The following is a 26,650-nucleotide window of genomic DNA, read 5'->3' as shown; positions in this document are numbered from 1 at the left end:
ACGGCGCATTCTGACAAGAGCTCATCGCGATGAAAATTATTATCCTCGGTGCCGGACAGGTCGGCGGAACCCTCGCAGAAAACCTGGTGGGTGAAAACAACGACATTACCGTGGTGGATAGCGATCCCACCCGTTTGCGTCAGTTGCAGGACAAATTTGATCTGCGCGTGGTGCATGGTCATGGCTCTCATCCACGCATTCTGCGCGAAGCAGGGGCCGAGGATGCCGATATGTTGGTGGCGGTGACCAGCTCGGACGAAACCAATATGATCGCTTGTCAGATCGCTTATTCGCTTTTCAATACGCCAAACCGTATTGCCCGTATTCGTGCAGCCGATTATCTGCGTGATGCCGAAAAGCTATTTGTACCCGAAGCGGTGCCAATCGATCATTTGATCTCGCCAGAACAGCTGGTGATCGACAATATTTATCGCCTGATCCAATATCCCGGCGCGCTGCAAGTGGTGAATTTTGCTGAAGGGAAAGTGAGTCTGGCTGTGGTCAAAGCCTATTATGGTGGGCCACTGGTAGGTAATCCGCTTTCCATTTTGCGCGAACACATGCCGCATATAGATACCCGTGTTGCCGCCATCTTCCGCCAGGATCGTCCGATTCGTCCGCAGGGTTCAACCATCGTTGAAGCAGGTGATGAAGTCTTCTTTATCGCAGCAAGCCAGCATATTCGTGCGGTGATGAGCGAGATGCAGCGTCTGGAAAAACCCTACAAACGCATCATGCTGGTTGGCGGCGGGAATATTGGCTTTGGCCTGGCACAACGTCTGGAAAAACAGTACAGCGTGAAGTTGATCGAGCGGAATCCGCAACGTGCTGCAGAACTGGCCGAGCAATTGCAGGATACCATTGTATTCTACGGTGATGCTTCCGATCAGGAGTTGCTGGCTGAAGAACATGTCGATCAAATCGATCTGTTTATTGCTGTTACCAATGACGATGAAGCCAACATCATGTCCGCCATGCTGGCGAAGAAAATGGGGGCAAAAAAAGTCATGGTGTTGATCCAGCGCCGGGCCTATGTTGATCTGGTTCAGGGCAGCGTGATCGATATTGCCATTTCGCCGCAGCAGGCGACCATTTCCGCGCTCCTGGGACATGTACGTAAAGCTGACATTGTAGGTGTCTCATCATTACGCCGTGGTATTGCTGAAGCGATTGAGGCGATCGCGCACGGTGAAGAAACAACTTCACGCGTAGTGGGACGCCTGATTGAAGATATTAAATTGCCGCCCGGTACCATCATCGGTGCCGTAGTGCGTGGTGATGAAGTTATCATCGCCAATGACAACGTTCGCGTCGAACAGGGGGATCATGTGATTATGTTCCTGACCGACAAGAAGTTTGTGCCCGATGTCGAACGGCTCTTCCAGCCAAGCCCCTTCTTCCTGTAATCGCTGCGGGCAATCCGTTGCCCGCCGTGATAATCCAACTTAATCCCTTGTTGTAATGGCAAATGTAGAAAGGTTTGTTAAACTTTAGGCATTGGCCAGGACAAGGAGATAACAATGAGTTTTTTCAAAGAGTTTCGTGATTTTGCGATGCGTGGCAACGTAGTTGACCTCGCAGTTGGTGTGATTATCGGTGCCGCTTTCGGTAAGATTGTTTCATCACTGGTGGCTAATATCATCATGCCGCCTTTAGGCTTGCTGATCGGCGGGGTCGATTTTAAGCAATTCAAATGGGTACTCAAACCCGCAGAAGGCGCAGTAGCACCCGTGGTGATGGAATACGGTGTCTTTATTCAGAGTATTTTTGATTTCGTTATCGTGGCACTTGCCATTTTCATCGCCATCAAACTCATGAATAAATTATATAAAAAGAAAGAAGTGGAAAAACCGGATCCGAAACCTACCAACGAAGAATTGTTACTGACGGAAATTCGTGACCTGCTCAAGCAACAAAATAACAAAATCTGATTCTAAGGAACCGCCTGACCAGGCGGTTTTTTTATGATTAAAACCAGAAGGCCAGTGGTAAACCGCTTTGCTTACCACTGGCCTCCCAGTTGCCTCGTTTCGCATGTTTGTCTTTGCGACGATAACTACCTTTCCCTTTCTGATTTTGCTCAACACGCTGATGAAATAGCGGATCGTGCAATAAAGCTTCAATAGCGTTGTCTTTGATCTGACCTTTTTGGTGCTGATAGCGGCTCATATTTCCTCCGGTTAGTGATTGCGCAACTATAGGCCTTTGCACCACAAATTCAATCTCTACTACAGCAATTTTCCGGATGAGGTTCTTCTCCCTTCTCCAGGGCTTCAAGGATTGAGCAACAGGCGCTGCTATGCAAATCGCCGCAGCAGGTTTCAGCCAATCGTTGCAACGAACGCTGGATCGTTTGCAACTCAGCGATCATTGAGCTGACCTCATCAAGACGCTTCGCCACAATAGCTTTAGATTCCTGACAGGTATGATGTTCGGGATCGATGCGGATCGATAATAATCCACGAATAGAATCGAGGCTAAACCCCAGCTGACGTCCATAACGGATGAAACGCAGACGTTGCAGGTCGTCATCACTATATAAGCGAAAACCCCCTTCGGTTCTGACTTCATGATCCATCATGTGTTGCTTTTCATAAAAACGAATGGTGTCAGGCGTGACATCTGCCATTTTGGCGAGTTGGCCGATACGGTACATGTTATTTCTCCTGCATCAGTCGGTGTTTAATCGCATCGCTATAGTCGCCGCGCAGGAACGTGGTACTCATTCCCGCCTGACGTAACTTAAGCTCCAGTAAACTCAACCGTTTCGATAGTTCATGCACCTGATGATCGTCAGGATCCAATTCCCGAAGCAGATCCTGAACTTGCAGGGCTTCACGTCGCATTTCCAATTCCGGCGGTAAAAATCCGGCATTTTTTAACAGCCGATACCCGGTACGCAGTTCTTCAGGTACACCACTTTCATCATCGAGTTGCAACGGCGCTCCCTCACCAGGCAAATTGCTGAGTTCACCTTTTTCCTGAGCAGCAAGAATGTGCTGTTCGGCAAGCTGGTCAATTAACCACATGAGTCGCTCCTGATCGGGATAACAGCCATCAGCATAGCGGAAGGGGGGGAAATGGGAAGAAACGACTGGCAATAAAAAACCCGCCGGAGCGGGTCTTTTACGTTACTGCAAATTACTCTGCAGCAGCTTCTGCTTGAGCTTCTGGACGATCAACCAGCTCGATGTATGCCATCGGAGCGTTGTCACCAGCACGGAAGCCACACTTCAGAATACGAGTGTAACCACCGGCACGGCTCGCGAAACGCGGGCCCAGCTCGTTAAACAGTTTTGCCACGATCTCGTTATCACGAGTGCGGGCGAATGCCAGACGACGATTAGCTACGCTGTCGGTCTTGGCAAGAGTAATCAGCGGCTCAACTACGCGACGCAGCTCTTTGGCTTTCGGCAGAGTCGTCTTAATGATCTCATGACGAACCAGAGAACCAGCCATGTTGCGGAACATAGCCTGACGATGGCTGCTGTTACGGTTCAGTTGACGACCACTCTTACGATGGCGCATGACCTTATCCTTCTCAGTGAAACCTTAACCTGTGATCCGGTTATTCATCAGCAATGCTTGCCGGCGGCCAGTTTTCCAGGCGCATGCCCAGAGACAGACCACGTGAGGCCAGCACGTCTTTAATCTCGGTAAGAGATTTTTTACCCAGGTTAGGCGTTTTAAGCAGCTCAACCTCGGTACGCTGTACCAGATCACCGATGTAGTGGATAGCTTCTGCCTTAAGGCAGTTAGCAGAGCGGACAGTCAATTCCAGATCGTCAACAGGGCGCAGCAGGATCGGATCGAATTCTGGTTTCTCTTCTTTCACTTCCGGCTGACGTACATCACGTAAGTCAACGAAAGCTTCCAGTTGTTCTGCCAGGATGGTTGCCGCACGACGAATCGCCTCTTCAGGATCGATTGTGCCGTTGGTTTCCATTTCGATGACCAGCTTGTCCAGGTCGGTACGCTGTTCAACACGCGCTGCTTCAACATTGTAGGCGATACGGTCTACAGGGCTGTAGCATGCGTCAACTAACAGACGGCCGATTGGGCGCTCATCTTCTTCCGAATGAATTCGGGCAGAAGCCGGCACATAACCACGACCACGCTGAACTTTGATACGCATGCTAATAGATGCGTTTTCATCGGTCAGATGGCAGATCACATGCTGCGGCTTGACGATTTCGACATCACCGTCGTGGGTAATGTCGGCTGCAGTCACAGGGCCAATGCCAGATTTATTCAGGGTCAGAATGACTTCATCTTTACCCTGAACTCTTACCGCCAGCCCTTTCAGGTTAAGCAGGATTTCCAGGATGTCTTCCTGTACGCCCTCTTTGGTGGAGTACTCGTGGAGCACGCCATCAATCTCAACCTCGGTCACCGCGCAACCCGGCATGGAAGAAAGCAGAATACGGCGCAGTGCGTTACCAAGAGTATGGCCAAAGCCACGCTCTAACGGCTCAAGGGTCACCTTGGCGTGCGTCGAACTCACTTGCTCGATATCTACCAGGCGCGGTTTTAGAAACTCTGTCACAGAACCCTGCATTGTGTCCTCTCTTTGGTACTAAGCTTTACTTAGAGTAAAGCTCGACGATCAGGTGTTCGTTAATGTCCGCAGACAGATCAGTACGCTCAGGAATACGCTTGAACACACCTTCCATCTTAGTCGCATCAACTTCCAGCCAGGTTGGCTTTTCACGCTGCTCAGCCAGCTCCAGAGCGGCCTTCACGCGAGATTGCTTTTTGGCTTTCTCACGGATGCTTACGACATCATTCGGAGATACCTGATAAGAAGCGATGTTAACAACGCGGCCGTTCACCAGGATAGATTTGTGGCTCACCAGCTGACGTGCTTCTGCACGAGTGGCACCAAAACCCATACGGTAAACTACGTTATCCAGACGACCTTCCAGCAGAGCTAACAGGTTTTCACCGGTGTTGCCTTTCAGACGCGCTGCTTCTTTATAGTAGTTACGGAACTGACGCTCCAGCACGCCGTAGATACGACGAACTTTTTGCTTTTCACGTAACTGACCGCCGTAATCAGACAGACGCGGTTTACGCGCACCATGCTGACCAGGGGCTTGTTCAATTTTGCACTTGGAATCGATCGCGCGAACACCAGACTTAAGGAATAAGTCAGTGCCCTCACGACGGCTCAGCTTGAGCTTAGGACCCAAATATCTTGCCATTTTCTTTCTCCAACTATCCTAAAAACGAGGCGTTATACGCGACGTTTTTTCGGCGGACGACAACCGTTGTGAGGGATCGGAGTCACATCAGTAATGTTAGTGATGCGGAAACCAGCGGCGTTCAGAGCACGAATAGTAGATTCGCGACCCGGACCCGGACCCTTAACCATAACTTCCAGGTTCTTAATACCGTAATCTTTCACGGCTTCTGCACAGCGCTCTGCAGCGACCTGAGCAGCAAACGGAGTAGATTTACGTGAACCGCGGAAACCGGAACCACCGGCGGTTGCCCAACCCAGTGCGTTACCCTGACGATCAGTAATGGTAACGATGGTGTTGTTAAAAGAAGCATGGACGTGAGCCACGCCATCTGAGACTTGCTTTCTTACACGTTTACGTGCACGAACTGGTGCCTTTGCCATTATTTACTCACCCCGATTATTTCTTGATCGGTTTACGCGGACCCTTACGGGTACGTGCGTTGGTCTTGGTACGCTGACCGCGTACTGGCAGACCACGACGATGGCGCAAACCACGGTAGCAACCAAGGTCCATCAGACGCTTGATGCTCAGGGTGATTTCACGGCGCAGATCACCTTCTACAACGAATTTAGCAACTGCATCACGCAGCTGATCAATTTGTTCTTCAGACAGCTCACTGATCTTAACATTTTCAGCGATGCCCGTTTCAGCACAGATGGCTTTAGAACGGGTTTTGCCGATACCGAAAATCGAAGTTAATGCGATAACGGTATGTTTTTGATCAGGAATGTTAATGCCTGCTATACGGGCCACTATGCACTCCTATTATTAAATAAATGCGAACCATGCTGAAAAGCCCGTTTTCAGGATACTCAAATGGAAACGCATCGACATACAAAAGATTGGCTGGCTAATCTAGCCAGCTCAACCCGACTTTGCAAGAAAAATATGTGAGAAAATCAGCCCTGGCGCTGTTTATGCTTAGGCTCGGCGCTGCAAATCACACGTACGACGCCGTCGCGACGGATGATTTTGCAGTTACGACATAATTTCTTGACGGAAGCACGAACTTTCATTTTTACTCTCCGTAACTTCTCAAGCGCCTGAATTAACGGCCATAGCCTTTCAGGTTAGCTTTCTTCAATGCAGACTCGTACTGACTCGACATCATCAGAGTTTGCACTTGAGCCATAAAGTCCATGATGACAACCACTACGATGAGCAGTGAAGTACCGCCAAAGTAGAAGGGAACCTTCATGGCATCACGCATGAACTCCGGGATCAGGCAGATAAAAGTAATATACAGTGCGCCGATTAAGGTCAGACGTGTCATTACTTTATCGATGTACTTCGCCGTTTGCTCTCCCGGACGAATTCCCGGTACGAATGCACCAGACTTCTTCAGGTTATCTGCTGTTTCACGCGGGTTGAAAACCAACGCCGTGTAGAAGAAACAGAAGAAGATGATTGCAGTCGCATAGAGTAGCACATAAAGCGGCTGTCCTGGCTGCAAATACAGCGAAATTGTTGTCAGCCAGTTCCAACCGGTACCGCCCCCGAACCAGGATGCTATCGTCGCCGGGAACAGGATAATGCTGGAAGCGAAGATTGCCGGGATAACCCCTGCCATATTCACTTTCAACGGTAAATGTGTGCTCTGTGCAGCATAAACTCGACGACCTTGCTGACGCTTAGCGTAGTTCACCACAATTCGGCGTTGACCACGTTCTACGAAAACAACGAAGAAGGTCACTGCAAATACGAGAACTGCAACCAACAGCAACAGAAGGAAGTGCAGGTCGCCTTGCCGCGCTTGCTCGATGGTATGGCCAATGGCCGGCGGGAGACCCGCAACAATACCAGCAAAGATAATGATCGAGATACCGTTACCGATACCACGCTCAGTAATCTGTTCGCCCAGCCACATCAGGAACATTGTTCCGGTAACCAGACTTACAACAGCGGTAAAGTAGAACGCAAAGCCTGGATTAATTACCAGACCCTGCATTCCAGGCATATTCGGCAGACCGGTAGCAATACCGATCGACTGGAATACGGCCAAAACCAGCGTGCCATAACGGGTATACTGGCTAATCTTACGACGGCCAGCCTCCCCTTCTTTCTTAATCTCCGCTAACGCCGGATGAACCACCGTCAGCAACTGGATAATAATAGAGGCCGAAATATACGGCATAATACCCAGTGCAAAGATTGAGGCACGACTGAGAGCACCACCAGAGAACATGTTGAACATTTCAATGATGGTGCCACGCTGTTGCTCAAGCAGTTTGGCAAGTACAGTGGCATCGATACCGGGGATTGGAATAAAAGAGCCAATACGGAAGACAATCAGTGCACCGATAACAAACAACAGTCTGCGCTTCAGTTCACCAAAGCCACCTTTGGCACTTTGAAAATCTAATCCCGGTTGCTTTGCCATCTGCTACTTATTCCTCGATTTTACCGCCAGCAGCTTCGATTGCAGCACGAGCACCTTTGGTGACACGCAGACCGCGAACCGTTACCGGTGTAGAAACTTCACCAGACAGAATCACTTTCGCAAATTCAATCTGAACACCGACAATGTTTGCTGCTTTCAGCGTGTTCAGGTCAACGATACCGCCTTCAACTTTCGCCAGGTCAGACAGACGAACTTCTGCAGTGACCATTGCTTTGCGAGAGGTGAAACCGAATTTCGGCAGACGACGGTACAGAGGCATCTGACCACCCTCGAAACCGCGACGTACGCCACCGCCAGAACGAGACTTCTGACCTTTGTGACCACGACCACCGGTTTTACCGAGGCCAGAACCGATACCACGACCCAAACGCTTAGAAGCGTGTTTAGACCCTTCGGCCGGAGACAGAGTGTTTAAACGCATCTCTTACTCCTCCACTTTCAGCATGTAGGAAATCGCGTTGATCATACCGCGTACAGCCGGCGTGTCTTCACGCTCTACGGTGTGACCAATACGACGCAGACCCAGGCCAACCAGAGTGGCTTTGTGCTTAGGCAGGCGGCCGATTGAGCTACGGGTTTGTGTAATTTTAATAGTCTTCGCCATGGTGATTACCCCAGAATTTCTTCAACGGATTTACCACGCTTGGCAGCGACCATTTCCGGAGACTTCATATTGCCCAGGCCGTCGATAGTTGCACGAACCACGTTGATCGGGTTAGTGGAACCATAGGCTTTAGCCAGAACGTTATGAACTCCAGCGACTTCCAGAACGGCGCGCATTGCACCACCGGCGATGATACCGGTACCTTCAGAAGCCGGCTGCATGAACACACGAGAACCCGTGTGCGCACCTTTAACCGGGTGCTGCAGGGTGCCGTGAGTCAGCGCGACGTTAATCATATTGCGACGGGCTTTTTCCATCGCTTTCTGGATCGCTGCTGGAACTTCGCGCGCTTTACCGTAACCAAAACCGACGCGACCGTTACCATCACCTACCACAGTCAGAGCTGTGAAGGAGAAAATACGACCACCTTTAACAGTTTTAGAAACACGGTTTACCGCGATCAGTTTTTCCTGCAGTTCGCCAGCTTGTTTCTCGATGTGTGCCATCTTAGACCTCTACCTTAGAACTGAAGGCCAGCTTCACGAGCAGCATCTGCTAGTGCCTGGACGCGACCATGATATTGGAAACCGGAACGGTCGAAAGAAACATCTTTGATGCCTTTTTCGATTGCGCGCTCAGCCAGAGCTTTACCTACAGCTGCAGCGGCGTCTTTGTTACCGGTATACTTCAGTTGTTCAGCGATAGCTTTTTCTACAGTAGAAGCAGCAACCAGAACTTCGGAACCGTTCGGGGCGATCACCTGTGCGTAAATATGACGCGGGGTACGATGTACCACCAGGCGAGTAGCACCCAGCTCTTTGAGCTTGCGACGTGCACGGGTCGCACGACGGATACGAGCAGATTTCTTATCCATAGTGTTACCTTACTTCTTCTTAGCCTCTTTGGTACGCACGACTTCGTCGGCGTAACGAACACCCTTGCCTTTGTAAGGCTCAGGACGACGGTAGGCGCGCAGATCAGCTGCAACCTGACCAATCAGCTGCTTATCAGCGCCTTTCAGCACGATTTCAGTCTGAGTTGGGCATTCGGCAGTGATGCCAGCCGGCAGTGCATGGTCAACAGGGTGAGAGAAGCCCAGGGCCAGACTCACAGAGTTGCCTTTTACAGCTGCACGATAACCAACACCGACCAATTGCAGCTTCTTGGTGAAGCCTTCGGTAACACCAATAACCATGCCGTTCAGCAGCGCACGGGCAGTACCTGCCTGTGCCCAACCATCCGCATAACCTTCGCGCGGAGCGAAAGTCAGGGTGTTGTCTGCTTGCTTAACTTCAACAGCTTGGTTGATAGTACGAGTCAGCTCGCCGTTTTTACCTTTGATCGAAACTTCCTGACCGTTGAGTTTTACCTCTACGCCGGCAGGAACAACGACAGGTGCTTTTGCAACACGAGACATGTTTTCCTCCGATTACGCTACGTAGCAGATAATTTCGCCACCAAGACCAGCCTGGCGCGCTGCACGATCAGTCATAACACCTTTAGATGTAGAAATTACAGCGATGCCCAGACCAGCCATTACTTTTGGCAGCTCATCTTTTTTCTTATAGATGCGCAGACCTGGACGGCTAACACGCTGAATGTTTTCTACAACAGCTTTACCCTGGAAATACTTAAGAGTCAGTTCCAGTTCCGGCTTGATGTCGCCTTCGATTTTAAAATCTTGAATATAGCCTTCTTCCTTCAGCACGTTGGCAATTGCCACTTTCAGCTTGGAGGAAGGCATAGAGACCGCAACTTTGTTCGCGGCCTGACCGTTACGGATACGGGTCAGCATATCCGCGATCGGATCTTGCATGCTCATCTGTGTTACTCCCGTGATTCAAATGGTGACAATTACCAGCTTGCCTTTTTCAGACCCGGGATTTCACCGCGCATTGCGGCTTCACGGACCTTGATACGGCTCAACCCAAACTTCCGCAGGAAACCGTGCGGACGACCTGTTTGACGGCAGCGGTTACGCTGACGTGAAGGGCTGGAATCACGCGGCAGACTCTGCAGCTTGAGAACGGCATCCCAACGATCTTCGTCAGAAGCGTTCACATCAGAAATGATCGCTTTCAGTTCAGCGCGTTTTGCGAAGAACTTGTCTGCTAATTTCACACGCTTAACTTCGCGTGCTTTCATAGATTGCTTAGCCATGAAGTAACCCTACCTTACTTGCGGAACGGGAAGTCAAAGGCAGCCAGCAGAGCACGGCCTTCATCATCAGATTTCGCAGTAGTGGTAATGGTAATATCCAAACCACGAACGCGATCGACTTTGTCGTAGTCGATTTCTGGGAAGATGATCTGCTCACGAACGCCCATGCTGTAGTTACCACGACCGTCGAAAGACTTCGCGGACAAGCCACGGAAGTCACGGATACGCGGTACAGCAATAGTGATCAGGCGCTCAAAGAACTCCCACATGCGCTCGCCGCGCAGAGTTACTTTACAGCCGATCGGATAGCCCTGACGGATTTTGAAGCCTGCAACTGATTTGCGTGCTTTGGTGATCAGCGGTTTTTGACCGGAGATTGCTGCCAGGTCAGCTGCTGCGTTATCCAGCAGTTTCTTGTCAGCGATCGCTTCACCAACACCCATGTTCAGGGTGATCTTCTCGACCCGAGGGACTTGCATGACAGAATTGTAGCCGAACTCAGTCATGAGTTTCTGGACTACTTCGTCTTTGTAGTAATCATGCAGTTTCGCCATCGTACTACTCCAAATTACTTGATAGTTTCGCTATTAGACTTGAAGAAACGGACTTTTTTGCCTTCTTCGAATCTAAAGCCTACACGGTCAGCCTTGCCGGTTGCCGCATTGAAGATTGCAACGTTAGAAACCTGAATAGCAGCTTCTTTTTCAACGATGCCACCCGGTTGGTTCAGAGCCGGAACCGGCTTTGAGTGTTTCTTAACCAGGTTGATACCTTCAACGATGACCTTACCAGAAGTCAGGACATTCTTTACTTTACCGCGTTTACCTTTATCTTTACCGGTCAACACGATAACTTCGTCGTTACGACGGATTTTCGCTGCCATTGTTCGCTCCTTAGAGTACTTCTGGTGCCAGAGAGATAATTTTCATGAACTTTTCAGTACGAAGTTCACGAGTTACCGGCCCAAAAATACGCGTTCCGATAGGCTGCTCTGAGTTATTGTTTAAAATAACGCAAGAGTTGCCATCGAAGCGAATGACAGAACCGTCCGGGCGACGAACACCCTTCTTGGTGCGCACCACTACCGCCTTCAGGACATCACCTTTTTTCACCTTACCACGCGGAATTGCTTCCTTGATGGTAACTTTGATGATATCGCCGACGCCTGCGTAGCGACGGTGCGAGCCACCCAGAACCTTGATACACATTACGCGACGTGCACCGGAGTTGTCGGCGACGTTCAGCATAGTCTGTTCTTGGATCATTTTAGTGCTCCGCTAATGTCAACTACTACTTCGGGACCCAAACCTCAGGTCGTTAAAAAGCCCCATAATTGAGGGCGCGGCATTATAACACCGGTTCTCGCAAATGGGTAGAAAAAATGAACGGCTCGCGAGAGCCGTTCATTTTGTTTTTTAGAGGAAGCAGATTCTATTACAGAACCGCTTTCTCTACAACGCGAACAAGTGTCCAGGACTTAGTCTTGGACAGCGGACGGCATTCGCGGATTTCAACCACGTCACCGATACCGCATTCATTGTTTTCGTCGTGGATGTGCAGCTTAGTCGTACGTTTAATGAATTTACCGTAGATCGGGTGCTTCACGAAACGCTCGATAGCAACAACTGCAGATTTCTGCATTTTGTCACTAACAACACGACCTTGCAGAGTACGGATTTTATCGGTCATTACGAACCCGCCTTCTCAGTCAGTAAAGTCTTAACGCGTGCAACATCACGGCGCACATTCTTCAGCAGATGGGTCTGCTGCAGTTGGCCGGATGCTGCTTGCATGCGCAGGTTAAACTGCTCACGCAGCAGGTTAAGCAGCTCAGCGTTCAGCTCTTCAACGCTTTTTTCACGCAGCTCAGTTGCTTTCATTACATCACCGTCTTAGTTACAAAGGTGGTTTTGATAGGCAGTTTTGCTGCTGCCAGCTTGAATGCTTCACGGGCCAGCTCTTCCGGTACGCCGTCCATTTCATACAGGACTTTACCAGGCTGGATCAGGGCAACCCAATACTCCACGTTACCCTTACCTTTACCCATACGCACTTCCAGCGGCTTCTCGGTGATCGGTTTGTCCGGGAATACACGGATCCAGATCTTACCTTGACGCTTAACTGCACGGGTCATAGCACGACGTGCTGCTTCGATCTGACGTGCAGTCAGACGACCACGGCCAACAGCTTTCAGACCGAAAGTACCGAAGCTAACATCCGTACCCTGCGCCAGACCGCGGTTACGGCCTTTGTGCACTTTACGGAATTTCGTACGCTTTGGTTGTAACATCAGCGACTCTCCTTACTTACGGCCTTTACGCTGCTGCTTTTTAGGTTGAGCAGCCGGTTCCGGTTGTTCAACAGCAGCCATACCACCCAGGATCTCACCTTTGAAGATCCATACCTTAACGCCGATTACACCATAAGTGGTGTGCGCTTCAGAGGTGTTGTAGTCAATGTCAGCACGCAGAGTGTGCAACGGTACGCGACCCTCGCGGTACCATTCGGTACGTGCGATTTCCGCGCCGCCCAGACGGCCGCTAACTTCAACTTTGATACCCTTCGCGCCCAGACGCATGGCGTTCTGTACTGCACGCTTCATAGCACGACGGAACATCACACGACGCTCCAGCTGTGAAGTGATGCTGTCAGCTACCAGTTTTGCGTCCAGTTCCGGTTTACGGACTTCAGCGATGTTGATCTGTGCAGGAACGCCAGCGATATTCGCGACGACCGTACGCAGTTTTTCTACGTCTTCACCTTTCTTACCGATAACGATACCCGGGCGAGCAGTGTGAATGGTCACACGGATGCTCTTAGCCGGACGCTCGATAACGATGCGAGATACAGACGCTTTTGCCAGTTCTTTAGTCAGGAACTGACGTACTTTAAAATCGCTGTCCAGGTTGTCAGCGAATTCTTTGGTGTTCGCAAACCAGGTAGAGTTCCATGGTTTTACAATACCCAGGCGAATACCATTAGGATGTACTTTCTGACCCATTGCTAGTCTCCAGAGTCTCAGCGATCGGACACAACCACAGTAATGTGGCTGGTGCGCTTCAGGATGCGATCTGCACGACCTTTTGCACGCGGCATAATGCGCTTCATGCTTGGGCCTTCGTCTACGAAAATTTTCGCAACTTTCAGATCGTCGATATCAGCGCCATCGTTGTGTTCGGCGTTAGCAATGGCAGATTCCAGGACTTTCTTAACCAGTACAGCCGCTTTCTTGTTGGTGTAAGTCAGAATATCCAGAGCCTGCGACACTTTCTTACCGCGAATCAGGTCAGCAACGAGGCGAACCTTCTGAGCAGAAGAACGAGCATGGCGATGTTGAGCAATAGTTTCCATCTCTTCCTCCTACTTATTTCTTCTTGGCTTTCTTATCTGCAGCATGGCCGCGATAAGTACGTGTCGGTGCAAATTCACCCAGCTTGTGGCCGACCATTTCGTCGGAAACAAAGACAGGAACGTGCTGACGACCATTATGGACAGCGATGGTCAAACCGATCATGTTAGGGAAGATCGTTGAACGACGGGACCAGGTGCGCAGGGGCTTCTTGTCTCCGCTTTCCACCGCTTTCTCTACCTTCTTCAGCAAGTGCAGGTCAATAAAAGGACCTTTCTTGAGAGAACGTGGCATGGCTTATCCTCTAAAATTATTTGCTACGGCGACGTACGATAAATTTATCAGTACGCTTGTTGCTACGGGTCTTCTTACCTTTGGTCTGAATGCCCCACGGCGTTACCGGGTGCTTACCAAAGTTACGACCTTCACCACCACCGTGCGGGTGATCGACTGGGTTCATCGCAGTACCGCGAACGGTAGGACGAACACCACGCCAACGGGTTGCACCGGCTTTACCCAGAACGCGCAGCATGTGCTCAGCGTTACCGACTTCGCCCAGAGTTGCGCGGCAGTCAGCTTCGACTTTACGCATTTCACCTGAACGCAGACGCAGGGTAACGTAGGAACCTTCACGCGCAACGATCTGCACGTAAGTACCAGCAGAGCGAGCAATCTGACCGCCTTTGCCTGGTTTCATTTCTACGTTGTGCACGGTAGAACCAACTGGGATGTTACGCATCGGCAGGGTGTTACCTGCTTTGATCGCAGCATCAACGCCAGACTGAACCTGGTCGCCAGCTTTCAGGCCTTTAGGGGCCAGGATGTAACGGCGTTCGCCATCTTTGTACAGAACCAGTGCGATGTTCGCAGAACGGTTCGGATCGTACTCAAGACGCTCAACAACTGCCGGGATACCATCTTTGTTGCGTTTGAAGTCAACAATACGGTAAGCCTGCTTATGACCACCACCGATATGACGGGTAGTGATACGACCATTGTTGTTACGACCACCGGATTTGCTGTTTTTTTCTACCAGCGGAGCAAAAGGTTTGCCCTTGTGCAGCTCAGGGTTCACCACTTTAACTACGTGACGACGACCCGGAGATGTCGGTTTACATTTAACAACTGCCATTGTCTTTCTCCTCCGACTTACTCAGCGCCGCCGACGAAGTCCAGGTTCTGGCCTTCTTTCAGGGTGACGTAAGCTTTTTTCCAGTCGCTACGACGACCGATACGCTGTCCGTGACGCTTAACTTTGCCCTTAACAACCAGGGTGTTTACGTCTTTAACTTCTACTTCGAACAGTTTCTCAACAGCAGCAACGATCTCTGCTTTGGTCGCGTCTTTAGCAACTTTGAGAACGATGGTATTGGTTTTTTCCATCGCGGTAGATGCTTTTTCAGATACGTGCGGCGCGCGCAGTACTTTCAGCAGACGTTCTTCACGGATCATGCCAGCATCTCCTCAACTTGCTTAACTGCTTCAGCAGTCATAACGACTTTGTCGAAGGCGATCAGGCTAACTGGATCGATACCCGCTGCATCACGCACGTCAACCTTGTACAGGTTACGCGCAGCCAGGAACAGATTCTCATCCAGTTCACCGGTGATGATCAGCACGTCTTCCAGCGCCATGTCTTTCAGTTTCTGTGCCAGCAGCTTGGTTTTCGGTGCTTCAACAGAGAACGACTCGACAACGATCAGACGGTCCTGACGTACCAGCTCGGACAGGATGCTTTTCAGCGCGCCGCGGTACATCTTTTTGTTAACTTTTTGACTGTGGTCCTGCGGACGTGCAGCGAAGGTCACGCCACCTGAACGCCAGATCGGGCTCTTGATAGAACCTGAACGCGCACGGCCGGTACCTTTCTGGCGCCACGGCTTTTTGCCTGAACCAGTTACTTCGGCACGAGTTTTCTGCGCGCGAGTACCCTGACGAGCACCTGCAGCGTAGGCAACAACAACCTGGTGAACCAGCGCTTCGTTGAAATCACGACCGAAGGTAGTTTCGGAAACAGTCAGCGCGCTCTGCGCGTCTTTCAATACTAATTCCATTGCTATCCCCTTACGCCTTCACAGCCGGTTTAACGATCAGGTCGCTACCGGTCGCACCCGGAACTGCACCTTTCACCAGCAGCAGGTTGCGCTCAGCGTCAACACGTACCACTTCCAGGCTCTGAACGGTTACGCGCTCATTACCCAGCTGACCAGCCATTTTCTTGCCTTTGAACACTTTGCCCGGAGTCTGGTTCTGACCGATAGAACCCGGTACGCGGTGAGACAAGGAGTTACCGTGTGTCGCGTCCTGGGTACGGAAGTTCCAGCGCTTAACGGTACCTGCGAAACCTTTACCTTTAGAGGTACCGGTTACGTCTACTTTTTTAACTTCAGCGAAGATTTCAACACTGATGCTCTGGCCTACTGAGTATTCTTCACCTTCGGTGCGGAATTCCCACAGACCACGGCCAGCTTCAACGCCAGCTTTAGCAAAATGACCTGCTTCCGGTTTGGTCACACGGTTAGCTTTTTTAGCACCGGTGGTAACCTGGATCGCCTGGTAACCATCATTCTCCAGACCTTTGACCTGGGTAACGCGGTTTGCTTCAACTTCGATTACGGTGACGGGGATAGAAACGCCATCTTCAGTGAAGATGCGGGTCATGCCCACTTTTTTACCGACTAAACCAATCATTGTTTCAACCTCTCAATCGCTCGATGACCTGATTAACCCAGGCTGATCTGCACGTCTACACCGGCAGCCAGATCCAGACGCATCAGAGCATCAACGGTTTTTTCAGTTGGCTCAACGATGTCTACCAGACGCTTGTGAGTGCGGATTTCGTACTGATCACGCGCATCTTTGTTAACGTGCGGAGAGATCAGAACGGTGAAGCGCTCTTTGCGAGTCGGCAGCGGGATCGGACCACGTACCTGCGCACCAGTGCGCTTGGCAGTCTCAACGATTTCCGCGGTTGATTGATCGATCAGGCGATGATCAAACGCTTTAAGACGGATACGGATTCTTTGGTTCTGCATGAGACCAGAGCTCCAAACATTTTATAAACGAAAAAAATTACTACCCGCACCCATTACGATTGATGGGGGAGTGTAATCGTTCAGCATATAACTCCCCAATTGGGAGTATTGTCAGGCGACCTAACTTACAGCCACCTGCGATTCTGCTCGAATCGCGCCAGCCAATATTGGCAGGCCCGCGCATTATACGCAAATTTGTACAGGAAGCAAGCCGTGATGCGTTTTTAACCAGAACAGGCAATGGTGCGATAAAGAAAAGCCCGCAACGATCACAGATCGCTGCGGGCTCGATGATCCAGGGAAAGCAATCAGCTTAGCTGTCGCCCTCCTCTTTGATTTGTGCCTGCAGGTAATTCTGAATCCCGATTTTATTAATCAGTTCCAGCTCGGTCTCCAGGTAGTCAATATGGTGTTCTTCATCCGCCAGGATTTCGATCATCATATCGCGGCTGACGTAATCGTGAACTTTATCCGCATAGGCAATCGCTTCGCGCAGGTCCTTCGCACCTTCCAGTTCCAGTGCCAGGTCAGATTGCAGCATTTCCGGTACATCTTCACCAATGCGCAACCGCCCCAGATCCTGCAGATTAGGAATCCCTTCAAGAAACAGAATGCGTTCAATGTACTTGTCCGCATGCTTCATTTCATCAATGGATTCGTGGTATTCCACATCGTTGAGGCGTATCAGACCCCAGTTTTTGAACATGCGCGCATGAAGAAAGTACTGATTGATTGCAACCAGCTCATTCCCCAGCAATTTGTTGAGATGATTTATGATTTTAGTGTCGCCCTTCATTTCGCTTCCTCCGCTTCCAGTTAATTAGAGCGTAGATGCGGATAAAAAGAAGTCAAAAAAACGCGACAGTTTTTGTGGTTATTACCCAGGCAGGCCAGGTATCAGGCAATTTCTTTGTACAGCGGCACCTGCTGCAATTCATCATCCATAATCTCACGCGCGGCGCGAATGCATTTACCGCACTGTTTTCCAATAGGAACCAGCTGGCGCAAATGCTGAATAGATTTGGGCTGATAGCGGCGAACCACCTCACGGAGGGTTTTATCACTCACGGCATTACACAGACAGACGTACATTCACTACGGACTCCAGTACAATTTCTGATCAAAGTGTAAATGAGAATGGTTTTTATTTCAAACCTGGATTTTGTGTGGGATTAGCATCAATCTGAGAGGAATTTTCAGCATAAAAAAAGAGCACCGAAGTGCCCTTTTTCAATTGCTCAGATGGCTACCGAAGCGGCCATCTGTGTTAACACAATTAAGCGATAACTTTAGCAACAACGCCCGCACCAACGGTACGGCCGCCTTCGCGGATTGCGAAGCGCAGACCTTCGTCCATCGCGATCGGGTGAATCAGGGTGACAACCATTTTGATGTTGTCGCCCGGCATTACCATCTCTACGCCTTCCGGCAGTTCTACTGAACCGGTTACGTCAGTTGTACGGAAGTAGAACTGAGGACGGTAGCCTTTGAAGAACGGAGTATGACGGCCGCCTTCGTCTTTAGACAGTACGTACACTTCTGATTCGAACTGAGTGTGCGGCTTGATGGTACCCGGCTTAGCCAGTACCTGACCACGCTGGATGTCTTCACGCTTGATACCGCGCAGCAGAACACCACAGTTTTCACCAGCCTGACCCTGATCCAGCAGTTTGCGGAACATTTCAACGCCAGTACAGGTTGATTTTGCAGTCGCTTTGATACCAACGATTTCAACTTCGTCGCCTACTTTCACGATACCGCGCTCAACACGACCGGTAACAACGGTACCACGGCCAGAGATTGAGAATACGTCTTCGATCGGCAGCAGGAACGGCAGGTCGATGGCACGAACCGGATCCGGGATGTAAGTATCCAGGTGACCAGCCAGCTCAACGATTTTCGCTTCCCACTCTGCTTCGCCTTCCAGCGCTTTCAGCGCTGAACCACGAACGATCGGGGTGTCGTCGCCCGGGAAGTCGTACTGTGACAGCAGGTCACGAACTTCCATCTCAACCAGTTCCAGCAGCTCTTCGTCATCAACCATGTCACACTTGTTCAGGAACACGATGATGTAAGGAACGCCAACCTGACGACCCAGCAGGATGTGCTCACGGGTCTGCGGCATCGGGCCGTCAGTCGCAGCAACAACCAGGATTGCGCCATCCATCTGAGCAGCACCGGTGATCATGTTTTTCACGTAGTCGGCGTGGCCCGGGCAGTCAACGTGCGCGTAGTGGCGAGTCGGGGTTTCGTACTCAACGTGTGAAGTGTTGATGGTGATACCACGAGCCTTCTCTTCCGGCGCGTTGTCGATCTGGTCAAATGCACGCGCCTGGCCGCCGTAGGTTTTAGCCAGAACGGTGGTGATCGCAGCAGTCAGAGTGGTTTTACCGTGGTCAACGTGACCGATGGTGCCCACGTTTACGTGCAGTTTGTTACGTTGAAATTGCTCTTTCGCCATGGCGATAATCCTTACTGTTATGCCTCTATCAAGGATAGAGGCATCTGTTCACAATTTTTAAACCGTAGCCTTATTTGCCACGAGCTTCAATAACGGCCTGAGCGACGTTGTTCGGCGCATCATCGTACTTCAGGAACTCCATGGAGTAAGAAGCACGGCCTTTGGTCAGAGAACGCAGTTGGGTTGCGTATCCGAACATTTCAGACAGCGGAACCTCAGCGTGAATCTCAACACCAGTAGCGTTAGATTCCTGCCCTTTAAGCATACCACGACGTCTGCTCAGGTCACCGATAACGTCACCGGTGTGCTCTTCCGGAGTCTCTACTTCAACCTTCATGATCGGCTCAAGCAGAACAGGTTTCGCTTGCTTAAAGCCTTGTTTGAAGGCGATAGAAGCAGCCAGTTTAAATGCCAGCTCTGAGGAGTCGACATCATGGTAAGAACCGAAGTGCAGACGCACACCCAGGTCTACTACCGGATAACCAGCCAGCGGACCAGATTTCAGCTGCTCCTGGATGCCTTTATCAACGGCAGGGATGTATTCACCAGGAATCACACCACCTTTAATGTCGTTGATGAATTCGTAACCTTTCGGGTTCGAACCAGGCTCCAGCGGGTACATGTCGATCACAACATGACCATACTGACCACGACCACCAGACTGTTTCGCGTGTTTACCTTCAACATCGGTAACTTTCGCGCGGATCGCTTCACGGTAAGCAACCTGAGGTTTACCTACGTTCGCTTCAACGTTGAATTCACGCTTCATACGGTCAACGATGATGTCGAGGTGCAGCTCACCCATACCAGCGATGATGGTCTGGTTAGACTCTTCGTCAGTCCATACGCGGAATGACGGGTCTTCTTTCGCCAGACGACCCAGAGCCAGACCCATTTTTTCCTGGTCAGCTTTGGTTTTCGGCTCAACAGCGATAGAGATTACCGGCTCAGGGAACTCCATACGCTCCAGAATGATCACGTTGTTCGGATCACACAGGGTGTCACCGGTGATAACGTCTTTCAGACCGATAGCAGCGGCGATGTCACCTGCACGAACTTCGCTGATCTCTTCACGTTTGTTGGCGTGCATCTGAACGATACGACCAAAACGCTCACGTGCAGATTTCACTGAGTTCAGTACGGTGTCACCGGAGTTAACCACACCAGAGTACACGCGGAAGAACGTCAGGTTACCAACGAACGGGTCAGTTGCGATTTTGAACGCCAGAGCAGAGAACGGCTCGTCATCACTTGCGTGACGCTCAGCCGGGGTGTCTTTGCCATCATCCAGCATGCCGTTGATTGCAGGTACGTCGGTCGGAGCCGGCAGGTACTCAACAACTGCATCCAGCATCGCCTGAACACCTTTGTTCTTAAATGCAGAACCACAGGTAACCAGGATGATTTCGTTGTTCAGAACGCGCTTACGCAGAGCAGATTTGATCTCTTCTTCAGACAGCTCTTCGCCACCAAAGAATTTCTCCATCAGCTCGTCAGAAGCTTCAGCAGCAGACTCGATCAGTTTCTGGCGCCATTCTTCAGCCAGTTCCTGCATGTTAGCCGGGATATCTTCGTAAACGAAGGTAACGCCCTGATCTTCATCGTTCCAGTTGATGGCTTTCATTTTGATCAGGTCAACAACACCGGTGAAGTGTTCTTCTGCGCCGATAGCCAGCTGCAGAGGTACCGGAGTCGCGCCCAGACGGCTTTCAATCTGGCCTACAACTTTCAGGAAGTTTGCACCCATGCGGTCCATTTTGTTAACGAACGCAATGCGTGGAACTTTATATTTGTTAGCCTGACGCCATACGGTTTCAGACTGCGGCTGCACGCCACCTACTGCACAGTAAACCATTACTGCGCCGTCGAGCACACGCATGGAACGTTCTACTTCGATGGTGAAGTCAACGTGTCCCGGGGTGTCGATGATGTTGATGCGGTGCGGCTCAAACTGCTTAGCCATACCAGACCAGAATGCGGTAGTCGCTGCAGAGGTGATAGTAATACCACGCTCCTGCTCCTGGGCCATCCAGTCCATGGTCGCTGCGCCATCATGCACTTCACCGATTTTGTGGTTAACACCGGTGTAGAACAGGATACGTTCGGTAGTGGTAGTTTTACCGGCGTCAATGTGTGCGCTGATACCGATGTTACGGTAGCGCGCAATGGGTGTTGTACGAGCCATTTGATTCCTCTGATTCTCGGACGTTCAAAGTTAGTCGACCCCAGCGGGTTGGCTGTTCGAGCGCCCGCTGGTTTAACAACAACTACGTGGTCATTACCAGCGGTAGTGTGCGAACGCCTTGTTGGCTTCTGCCATACGGTGAACGTCTTCACGTTTCTTAACTGCAGTACCTTTGTTTTCTGCAGCGTCAGAAAGTTCGTTCGCCAGGCGCAGAGCCATAGATTTATCACCGCGTTTACGAGCAGCATCTACGATCCAACGCATTGCCAGAGCATTACGACGGACCGGACGGACTTCAACTGGAACCTGATAAGTTGAACCACCAACACGGCGAGACTTAACTTCTACAGTCGGGCGCACGTTTTCGAGGGCAACATCAAAAGCTTCCAGGGCGTTTTTACCAGAACGTTGAGCCAGGGTCTCAAGAGCGGTATAAACGATTGATTCTGCAGTTGATTTCTTACCATCAACCATCAGGATATTTACAAATTTAGCCAGCAGCTCTGATCCGAACTTAGGATCCGGCAGAATTTTACGCTGACCAATGACGCGACGACGTGGCATGGAAATACTCCGTTGTTAATTCAGGATTGTCCAAAACTCTACGAGTTTAGTTTGACATTTAAGTTAAAACGTTTGGCCTTACTTAACGGAGAACCATTAAGCCTTTGGCTTCTTCACGCCATACTTGGAGCGAGCCTGCTTACGGTCTTTAACACCTGAGCAGTCCAGCGCGCCACGAACGGTGTGGTAACGCACACCTGGCAGGTCTTTAACACGACCGCCACGGATCAGGATCACGGAGTGCTCCTGCAGGTTGTGACCTTCACCACCGATGTAGGAAGTCACTTCGAAACCGTTGGTCAGACGCACACGGCATACTTTACGCAGCGCTGAGTTAGGTTTTTTCGGGGTAGTGGTGTACACACGAGTACAAACACCACGTTTTTGCGGGCAAGCTTCCAGCGCCGGCACGTTGCTCTTTGCAACTTTGCGGACGCGTGGTTTGCGAACCAGCTGGTTAACTGTTGCCATTAAATAGCTCCTGGATTTGCTTTAGCTTTTGCTTCGTAAACACGTAATAAATCGCCTCGCATTACTACGAGGAGGCAGAATTTTAGGGCTGTGTCAAAAGGGTGTCAAGAAATAACCAGGTTAAAGCGTGTTACCAGGCTATTTGCTGTTGGTGCTTCGTCGTTAAAGCAACGAATTCAGTATAGTCCACACAGGGTAGACTGGTCGAAATTTGCGCAACCAGGCCGCGTGCCACCACATCTTCCCGCAGTACCCACACCGTGGCCGGGGAATTAAGCAGCTTTTTAAGCATGGCACTGCCTGACAAAGCTGCCGTGACGCCATCCTGAAGCAGCAACAGATCGTCTTCCTTCTGCAGCAGCAGCAGTAAGGTGTCGATATCGCATTGCCAGGGTGAATGCATAAGCGTGTACAGCATGATGAAGTCTCAGAAACGAATGATACGGTGATAAGTCGCCAGTTTCTGGCGCAGGGTTGGCGTATCCAGCACCGTTGCTGCCATCACACGCGGTGACGTCGCATCCAGCCCCCGCGCCAGCAGTGACTCTTCGCAGACAAAACACTGATCGATATCGTAGAGCGCCAGCACGCCAAAAGTGGCGATATAGTTGCGCGCCAGAATTGTTTCAGGTTGCTGATGGCAATTCAGTTGCAGCACTCCATCGCCAATAAAAAACAACGCAATGTTCTCACTCAGCGCTGCCGTGGCCAGCACCGCATCCAGCCCTTCTCTGCCAGCACTGCTGCCATGGGGCGATTGGGTAAAGAGAAAAGCGACAGAATTCATCAGAATTGCACCAGACGGTCACAGGTTAGCGCGGCTTCCGCCAATGCCCCCAGCCCGCTTAAAACAAAGCCAGCTTGCAGGTTGCTGCCCGCCAGCTGCAATCGTGCCGCTTCCTGAGCGTCAGTGACGCCACGCCGCAACGCCGCCGCCACACAGATATTCAATGCCACGCCATGCGCCTGGTGTAACTGCTGCCACTCACGTACCAGATCCACTTCATCGCTGGCCGGAGCAGTAAGCTGATTCGCGTTGAGTACACCTTCACGATAGAAAAACACGCTTTCCAGCTGATGCCCGCCCTGTAGCAACGCCCGGGCAAACAGCAACGCGCTGCTGGCATGTTGTGTGCCATAAGCCGGACCGGTTACCAGCAAGGTATAGCGCATTAACGATCCTGGCCCTGAAAGTCACCACTCTTGAACTGGCGAATATAGAGATACACCGTGTGCTTAGAAATATTGAGGCGATCGGCCACCTGGTTAATCGCATCTTTAATATCGAAAATCCCCTTTTCATACAGATTGAGGACCACCTGACGATTCTTGGCGTTGTTCGACACGTTGCGATCGGCGCTCACTTCTTCAATGGTGAACTCCAGCGTCTGCGTCACCAGGTCTTCAACCGAACTGGCAAAGTTCACATTGGAATCGACCTGCTGCATCTCTGGCGGCATAAAAGTCGACATAATCTGCGAGAACGGCACATCGAGGTTCATATTGATACACAGCAGGCCAATCACCCGCTGCTGGCGATTGCGAATCGCAATCGTGACCGACTTCATCAGCACACCACTTTTGGCGCGGGTGAAGTAAGCTTTTGAGACATTGCTGTCTGCACCGTGCATATCGTGCAGCATGCGCAGTGCCAGGTCGGTTATCGGCGATCCGACTTTACGTCCGGTGTGCTCGCCATTCGCGATGCGCACCGCAGAACATTTTAAATCTTCCAGCGAATGCAGCACGATTTCACAGTGCGAGCCAATCAGCATCGCCAGGCCATCGACCACGGCCTCGTAAGATTTCAGAATATCGTAGTCTGCTTGCTCAAACGGACGTTGCTCCAGTAAATCGAAGTCAGTCAGTTCACCGGGATTGAATGGATTAGACATCGAAGACATCACCCTAAATGGCTGGAGCCTGTCACGGCAGCTCTGGGCAGACTCATTTTTTGATAGTAGTAGTTGTGCAGGCGTTAGTCTGGCAAATGTCGAGTGCTTATGCCAGAGCTTTGTCATAAGGCGGAAATGAAACCGCCGCCCCTGGGGGCGGCGGCTGGCAGATTACTGTGCTTTCTGATCAGCAGCAGCTGGAGCCTGGGTTTTCTCATCGGCTTTTGGCGCCGGTTTGATATCGAGCAGTTCAACATCAAACACCAGCGTAGAGTTAGCCGGAATACCCGGCACGCCGTTTTTACCGTAAGCCAGTTGCGGTGGAATGACCAGCTTGATCTTGCCGCCTTTCTTCACGTGCTTCAGGCCTTCAGTCCAGCCAGGGATGACGCCATCCAGACGGAACGACAGCGGCTCGCCACGGGTGTAGGAGTTGTCGAACTCGGTGCCATCAATCAGCGTACCTTTGTAGTTCACAACGACAGTATCACTGTCTTTAGGCGCGTCACCGGTGCCTTCTTTCTCAACCTGATAGAGCAGGCCAGATTCGGTTTTCTTCACGCCTTTTTCTTTGGCGAATTTGTCAGCAAAAGCGGTACCTTTATCGGCGTTCTCTTTCGCGTCTTTTTCCATCTTCGCCTGGGCAGCACCTTTCACGCGGCCTTCAAACGCCTGCAGGGTTTGCTCAATCTCTTCATCAGAGAGTTTGCTCTTACCGCCAAATGCATCCTGAACACCCGCGATCAGCTGCTGTTTGTCCAGTTTGATACCCAGTTTCTCTTGTTCCTTCAGAGAGTTGTCCATGTAGCGACCCAGGGACGCGCCCAGCGCATAGGCTGATTGCTGATCTTCATTTTTGAAGGCAGCATTTTTCGGTGCCTGCGGCGCTGCCTGAGCAGCATCTGCCGGCGCAGTGGTAGCTTCTGCTGCCATTGCCAGCGGCGCGTTCAGCACGACGGCCATAGTGGTAGCTAACAATGTGACTTTAAACAGTGATTTCATCCTTTCTCCAAAACCGAAGCCTCTCGCCCCGGGAATCATTGCGGACTGTGGCCCACACTATAACTTTACGTGGCAGCGGCGAACACTCCCACAACGTAATAATCCGGTCAACCTCTGACCTTTTTTGCATCAGGAAGTTTCATCAGAGATGGTGGCATAATGTCCCCATTCAAGCATCCTGGCCAATTCTGGTGAAAAATCGGGTTATTCTGCAGCAAAAGACTTAGAATCCCGGCCGACACGCGAGAAGCACCGTAATTCGAGGAGTGGTGATGCAACAATCAGAATGGGAGCAACGCCTTGAGGCGCTGGAGAGCAAGCTGGCTTTTCAGGAACACACCATAGATCAACTCAATCAGACGGTGGTTCATCATGAACTGGAGATGAGCAAACTGCGTGAGCAGGTGCGTCTGCTGGTTGATAAGGTTAAGGCCGCCGCGCCATCCATGATTGCGTCGCAATCGGAAGAGACGCCACCCCCGCACTACTAAAGAAAAGGCCACCGCGAGGGTGGCCTTGATTCTTAGTGGTTACAACCGCAACCACCGTGGCCGCCGCAGCCGCCTTTACCGTGTTCATGACCGTGGTCGTGATCATGGTCGTGGTCGTGATCATGGCCGTGCTCACCGTGAACGTGGCCGTGAGCCAGTTCTTCCGGTGTTGCTTCACGAATCGCCACCACTTCCACGTTGAAGTTCAGGTTCTGACCCGCCAGCATGTGGTTACCATCAACCACCACGTGCTCGTCTTCCACTTCGGTAATTTCAACCGGTACCGGACCCTGATCGGTTTCTGCCAGGAAGCGCATGCCAACCTGCAGTTCGTCAACGCCCATAAATACGTCTTTCGGTACACGCTGCACCAGGTTGTCATCATACTGACCGTAAGCGTCGTTTGCCGGGATATGCACGTCAAACTTGTCACCTGGCACATGATTTTCCAGTGCTTTTTCCAGACCAGAAATCAGGGAACCATGGCCGTGCAGATAGTCCAACGGTGCGCTCACCGGTGACTCGTCAACCAACACACCGTCTTCGGTACGAACCTGATACGCCAGGCTCACCACCAGGTCTTTTGCTACTTTCATGATATCTCCTAACCGTTGAGAACTGCGAATCCCGTCTCATTGGTCCATTTTTGCGAGCAAAAACACCAACCAGAAAGATTCAAGACTGAGGATGCTGGCAACGCAATGCCGCATACTGCTCAGCGTTAATGGCGCCGATTGTAGCGGAATTCAATCGCGCTGTAAGTTTAAGCTTAAAAAAAGCTGCGCC

At 51.0% G+C, this 26,650-nt stretch carries 46 protein-coding genes; 3 read left to right on the top strand and 43 right to left on the bottom strand.

The genetic code is table 11. The features are described 5' to 3' along the window. Positions 1–29 precede the first annotated feature (29 nt). A complete protein-coding gene (gene trkA, locus RCF31_RS14870) occupies positions 30–1,406 on the top strand; it encodes a Trk system potassium transporter TrkA (RefSeq protein ID WP_084877300.1) in 1,377 nt (458 codons plus the stop codon). A gap of 114 nt (positions 1,407–1,520) precedes the next feature. After that, positions 1,521–1,931, top strand: a complete 411-nt coding sequence (gene mscL, locus RCF31_RS14865; protein WP_299447397.1) for a large-conductance mechanosensitive channel protein MscL — start codon at positions 1,521–1,523, stop codon at positions 1,929–1,931. Between the two features lie 37 nt (positions 1,932–1,968). Here mscL and RCF31_RS14860 read toward each other — a convergent pair whose 3' ends face one another. From RCF31_RS14860 to fkpA, 42 genes are all read right to left on the bottom strand, one after another. Then, a complete protein-coding gene (locus RCF31_RS14860; RefSeq protein WP_416411420.1) occupies positions 1,969–2,169 on the bottom strand; it encodes an alternative ribosome-rescue factor A in 201 nt (66 codons plus the stop codon). Between the two features lie 49 nt (positions 2,170–2,218). Beyond that, on the bottom strand, positions 2,219–2,656 hold the full coding sequence (gene zntR / locus RCF31_RS14855; protein WP_299447403.1) for a Zn(2+)-responsive transcriptional regulator: 438 nt from the start codon (positions 2,654–2,656) through the stop codon (positions 2,219–2,221). Between the two features lies 1 nt (position 2,657). Beyond that, positions 2,658–3,029, bottom strand: coding sequence for a DUF1992 domain-containing protein (locus RCF31_RS14850; protein WP_416411419.1), 372 nt, complete (start codon positions 3,027–3,029; stop codon positions 2,658–2,660). Positions 3,030–3,141: 112 nt separating this feature from the next. Continuing rightward, a complete protein-coding gene (gene rplQ / locus RCF31_RS14845; RefSeq protein WP_003850180.1) occupies positions 3,142–3,528 on the bottom strand; it encodes a 50S ribosomal protein L17 in 387 nt (128 codons plus the stop codon). A gap of 40 nt (positions 3,529–3,568) precedes the next feature. Further along, the gene (locus tag RCF31_RS14840; protein WP_007891688.1) at positions 3,569–4,558 is read right to left on the bottom strand and encodes a DNA-directed RNA polymerase subunit alpha; all 990 of its coding nucleotides are present in this window, start codon (positions 4,556–4,558) and stop codon (positions 3,569–3,571) included. A 25-nt stretch (positions 4,559–4,583) separates the two neighbouring features. Beyond that, positions 4,584–5,204: a 30S ribosomal protein S4 gene (gene rpsD, locus RCF31_RS14835; RefSeq protein ID WP_013510754.1), complete on the bottom strand. Its 621-nt coding sequence runs from the start codon at positions 5,202–5,204 to the stop codon at positions 4,584–4,586. A gap of 32 nt (positions 5,205–5,236) precedes the next feature. After that, positions 5,237–5,626: a 30S ribosomal protein S11 gene (gene rpsK, locus RCF31_RS14830; RefSeq protein WP_004160563.1), complete on the bottom strand. Its 390-nt coding sequence runs from the start codon at positions 5,624–5,626 to the stop codon at positions 5,237–5,239. Between the two features lie 16 nt (positions 5,627–5,642). Further along, entirely contained in the window at positions 5,643–5,999 is a 357-nt protein-coding gene (gene rpsM / locus RCF31_RS14825; RefSeq protein WP_013510755.1) for a 30S ribosomal protein S13, read from the bottom strand. A 146-nt stretch (positions 6,000–6,145) separates the two neighbouring features. Continuing rightward, the gene (gene rpmJ, locus RCF31_RS14820; protein ID WP_004160566.1) at positions 6,146–6,262 is read right to left on the bottom strand and encodes a 50S ribosomal protein L36; all 117 of its coding nucleotides are present in this window, start codon (positions 6,260–6,262) and stop codon (positions 6,146–6,148) included. A gap of 32 nt (positions 6,263–6,294) precedes the next feature. Further along, positions 6,295–7,626 carry a preprotein translocase subunit SecY gene (gene secY / locus RCF31_RS14815; RefSeq protein ID WP_013510756.1) on the bottom strand — a complete coding sequence of 444 codons (1,332 nt, stop codon included), beginning with the start codon at positions 7,624–7,626 and terminating at the stop codon, positions 6,295–6,297. A gap of 7 nt (positions 7,627–7,633) precedes the next feature. After that, positions 7,634–8,068 (bottom strand): 50S ribosomal protein L15, encoded by a 435-nt coding sequence (gene rplO, locus RCF31_RS14810; RefSeq protein WP_299447422.1) that lies wholly within the window; start codon positions 8,066–8,068, stop codon positions 7,634–7,636. 3 nt (positions 8,069–8,071) lie between these two features. After that, the gene (gene rpmD / locus RCF31_RS14805) at positions 8,072–8,251 is read right to left on the bottom strand and encodes a 50S ribosomal protein L30 (RefSeq protein ID WP_013510758.1); all 180 of its coding nucleotides are present in this window, start codon (positions 8,249–8,251) and stop codon (positions 8,072–8,074) included. 5 nt (positions 8,252–8,256) lie between these two features. After that, positions 8,257–8,757 carry a 30S ribosomal protein S5 gene (gene rpsE / locus RCF31_RS14800; RefSeq protein ID WP_013510759.1) on the bottom strand — a complete coding sequence of 167 codons (501 nt, stop codon included), beginning with the start codon at positions 8,755–8,757 and terminating at the stop codon, positions 8,257–8,259. Positions 8,758–8,771: 14 nt separating this feature from the next. Further along, positions 8,772–9,125, bottom strand: coding sequence for a 50S ribosomal protein L18 (gene rplR / locus RCF31_RS14795; protein WP_013510760.1), 354 nt, complete (start codon positions 9,123–9,125; stop codon positions 8,772–8,774). Between the two features lie 9 nt (positions 9,126–9,134). Next, a complete protein-coding gene (rplF, locus tag RCF31_RS14790; protein WP_084877321.1) occupies positions 9,135–9,668 on the bottom strand; it encodes a 50S ribosomal protein L6 in 534 nt (177 codons plus the stop codon). A 12-nt stretch (positions 9,669–9,680) separates the two neighbouring features. After that, entirely contained in the window at positions 9,681–10,073 is a 393-nt protein-coding gene (gene rpsH / locus RCF31_RS14785; RefSeq protein WP_013510762.1) for a 30S ribosomal protein S8, read from the bottom strand. A gap of 32 nt (positions 10,074–10,105) precedes the next feature. Beyond that, entirely contained in the window at positions 10,106–10,411 is a 306-nt protein-coding gene (gene rpsN, locus RCF31_RS14780; RefSeq protein WP_006120592.1) for a 30S ribosomal protein S14, read from the bottom strand. Between the two features lie 14 nt (positions 10,412–10,425). Further along, positions 10,426–10,965, bottom strand: coding sequence for a 50S ribosomal protein L5 (rplE, locus tag RCF31_RS14775; protein ID WP_013510763.1), 540 nt, complete (start codon positions 10,963–10,965; stop codon positions 10,426–10,428). 14 nt (positions 10,966–10,979) lie between these two features. Beyond that, positions 10,980–11,294 (bottom strand): 50S ribosomal protein L24, encoded by a 315-nt coding sequence (gene rplX, locus RCF31_RS14770; protein ID WP_084877324.1) that lies wholly within the window; start codon positions 11,292–11,294, stop codon positions 10,980–10,982. Between the two features lie 10 nt (positions 11,295–11,304). Then, on the bottom strand, positions 11,305–11,676 hold the full coding sequence (gene rplN, locus RCF31_RS14765) for a 50S ribosomal protein L14 (protein WP_013510765.1): 372 nt from the start codon (positions 11,674–11,676) through the stop codon (positions 11,305–11,307). 169 nt (positions 11,677–11,845) lie between these two features. Then, positions 11,846–12,100, bottom strand: coding sequence for a 30S ribosomal protein S17 (gene rpsQ / locus RCF31_RS14760; RefSeq protein ID WP_013510766.1), 255 nt, complete (start codon positions 12,098–12,100; stop codon positions 11,846–11,848). Beyond that, positions 12,100–12,291, bottom strand: a complete 192-nt coding sequence (rpmC, locus tag RCF31_RS14755) for a 50S ribosomal protein L29 (protein WP_013510767.1) — start codon at positions 12,289–12,291, stop codon at positions 12,100–12,102. The genes rpsQ and rpmC overlap by 1 nt, the downstream gene beginning before the upstream one ends. Beyond that, positions 12,291–12,701 (bottom strand): 50S ribosomal protein L16, encoded by a 411-nt coding sequence (gene rplP / locus RCF31_RS14750; RefSeq protein ID WP_002438716.1) that lies wholly within the window; start codon positions 12,699–12,701, stop codon positions 12,291–12,293. The genes rpmC and rplP overlap by 1 nt, the downstream gene beginning before the upstream one ends. Before the next feature lie 12 nt (positions 12,702–12,713). Further along, complete coding sequence (gene rpsC, locus RCF31_RS14745) at positions 12,714–13,412, bottom strand: 30S ribosomal protein S3 (RefSeq protein ID WP_009087585.1); 699 nt, start codon at positions 13,410–13,412, stop codon at positions 12,714–12,716. Between the two features lie 17 nt (positions 13,413–13,429). Further along, positions 13,430–13,762, bottom strand: a complete 333-nt coding sequence (gene rplV / locus RCF31_RS14740) for a 50S ribosomal protein L22 (protein WP_007891659.1) — start codon at positions 13,760–13,762, stop codon at positions 13,430–13,432. Positions 13,763–13,775: 13 nt separating this feature from the next. Then, on the bottom strand, positions 13,776–14,054 hold the full coding sequence (rpsS, locus tag RCF31_RS14735) for a 30S ribosomal protein S19 (RefSeq protein ID WP_001138115.1): 279 nt from the start codon (positions 14,052–14,054) through the stop codon (positions 13,776–13,778). Between the two features lie 16 nt (positions 14,055–14,070). Continuing rightward, entirely contained in the window at positions 14,071–14,892 is an 822-nt protein-coding gene (gene rplB / locus RCF31_RS14730) for a 50S ribosomal protein L2 (protein WP_084877326.1), read from the bottom strand. Positions 14,893–14,909: 17 nt separating this feature from the next. Beyond that, on the bottom strand, positions 14,910–15,212 hold the full coding sequence (gene rplW / locus RCF31_RS14725; protein WP_010618574.1) for a 50S ribosomal protein L23: 303 nt from the start codon (positions 15,210–15,212) through the stop codon (positions 14,910–14,912). After that, positions 15,209–15,814, bottom strand: coding sequence for a 50S ribosomal protein L4 (rplD, locus tag RCF31_RS14720; RefSeq protein WP_013510769.1), 606 nt, complete (start codon positions 15,812–15,814; stop codon positions 15,209–15,211). Before rplD ends, rplW begins: the two co-directional genes overlap by 4 nt. Before the next feature lie 10 nt (positions 15,815–15,824). Further along, complete coding sequence (rplC, locus tag RCF31_RS14715; RefSeq protein WP_084877329.1) at positions 15,825–16,451, bottom strand: 50S ribosomal protein L3; 627 nt, start codon at positions 16,449–16,451, stop codon at positions 15,825–15,827. A gap of 32 nt (positions 16,452–16,483) precedes the next feature. Next, positions 16,484–16,795, bottom strand: coding sequence for a 30S ribosomal protein S10 (gene rpsJ / locus RCF31_RS14710; protein ID WP_001181005.1), 312 nt, complete (start codon positions 16,793–16,795; stop codon positions 16,484–16,486). Between the two features lie 313 nt (positions 16,796–17,108). Then, positions 17,109–17,591, bottom strand: coding sequence for a bacterioferritin (gene bfr, locus RCF31_RS14705; protein ID WP_299447511.1), 483 nt, complete (start codon positions 17,589–17,591; stop codon positions 17,109–17,111). A gap of 101 nt (positions 17,592–17,692) precedes the next feature. Beyond that, positions 17,693–17,887 (bottom strand): bacterioferritin-associated ferredoxin, encoded by a 195-nt coding sequence (gene bfd, locus RCF31_RS14700; protein WP_013510772.1) that lies wholly within the window; start codon positions 17,885–17,887, stop codon positions 17,693–17,695. A gap of 184 nt (positions 17,888–18,071) precedes the next feature. Next, positions 18,072–19,256: an elongation factor Tu gene (tuf, locus tag RCF31_RS14695; RefSeq protein WP_084877335.1), complete on the bottom strand. Its 1,185-nt coding sequence runs from the start codon at positions 19,254–19,256 to the stop codon at positions 18,072–18,074. A gap of 70 nt (positions 19,257–19,326) precedes the next feature. Beyond that, on the bottom strand, positions 19,327–21,441 hold the full coding sequence (gene fusA, locus RCF31_RS14690; RefSeq protein WP_084877346.1) for an elongation factor G: 2,115 nt from the start codon (positions 21,439–21,441) through the stop codon (positions 19,327–19,329). A gap of 93 nt (positions 21,442–21,534) precedes the next feature. After that, positions 21,535–22,005 (bottom strand): 30S ribosomal protein S7, encoded by a 471-nt coding sequence (gene rpsG, locus RCF31_RS14685; RefSeq protein WP_084877349.1) that lies wholly within the window; start codon positions 22,003–22,005, stop codon positions 21,535–21,537. Between the two features lie 96 nt (positions 22,006–22,101). After that, a complete protein-coding gene (gene rpsL, locus RCF31_RS14680) occupies positions 22,102–22,476 on the bottom strand; it encodes a 30S ribosomal protein S12 (RefSeq protein WP_003852912.1) in 375 nt (124 codons plus the stop codon). Positions 22,477–22,606: 130 nt separating this feature from the next. After that, on the bottom strand, positions 22,607–22,894 hold the full coding sequence (tusB, locus tag RCF31_RS14675) for a sulfurtransferase complex subunit TusB (RefSeq protein ID WP_416411392.1): 288 nt from the start codon (positions 22,892–22,894) through the stop codon (positions 22,607–22,609). Between the two features lie 9 nt (positions 22,895–22,903). Continuing rightward, positions 22,904–23,263 carry a sulfurtransferase complex subunit TusC gene (tusC, locus tag RCF31_RS14670; protein ID WP_416411391.1) on the bottom strand — a complete coding sequence of 120 codons (360 nt, stop codon included), beginning with the start codon at positions 23,261–23,263 and terminating at the stop codon, positions 22,904–22,906. Continuing rightward, complete coding sequence (gene tusD, locus RCF31_RS14665) at positions 23,263–23,649, bottom strand: sulfurtransferase complex subunit TusD (protein WP_416411390.1); 387 nt, start codon at positions 23,647–23,649, stop codon at positions 23,263–23,265. The genes tusC and tusD overlap by 1 nt, the downstream gene beginning before the upstream one ends. Beyond that, entirely contained in the window at positions 23,649–24,371 is a 723-nt protein-coding gene (locus RCF31_RS14660) for a helix-turn-helix transcriptional regulator (protein WP_084877361.1), read from the bottom strand. The genes tusD and RCF31_RS14660 overlap by 1 nt, the downstream gene beginning before the upstream one ends. Before the next feature lie 171 nt (positions 24,372–24,542). Then, positions 24,543–25,373 carry an FKBP-type peptidyl-prolyl cis-trans isomerase gene (fkpA, locus tag RCF31_RS14655; protein WP_299447542.1) on the bottom strand — a complete coding sequence of 277 codons (831 nt, stop codon included), beginning with the start codon at positions 25,371–25,373 and terminating at the stop codon, positions 24,543–24,545. Between the two features lie 272 nt (positions 25,374–25,645). Between fkpA and RCF31_RS14650 the strand changes: the two genes are divergently transcribed. Continuing rightward, on the top strand, positions 25,646–25,864 hold the full coding sequence (locus RCF31_RS14650) for a protein SlyX (RefSeq protein ID WP_299447545.1): 219 nt from the start codon (positions 25,646–25,648) through the stop codon (positions 25,862–25,864). Positions 25,865–25,896: 32 nt separating this feature from the next. Here RCF31_RS14650 and slyD read toward each other — a convergent pair whose 3' ends face one another. Further along, positions 25,897–26,460, bottom strand: a complete 564-nt coding sequence (gene slyD, locus RCF31_RS14645) for a peptidylprolyl isomerase (RefSeq protein ID WP_299447548.1) — start codon at positions 26,458–26,460, stop codon at positions 25,897–25,899. Positions 26,461–26,650 lie beyond the last annotated feature (190 nt).

It is taken from the genome of Pantoea sp. App145 (genome assembly GCF_047947045.1).
Lineage (GTDB): Bacteria > Pseudomonadota > Gammaproteobacteria > Enterobacterales > Enterobacteriaceae > Pantoea.
The sequence above is the reverse complement of the archived record's forward strand: the minus strand, read 5'-3'. Positions and strand labels throughout refer to the sequence as shown.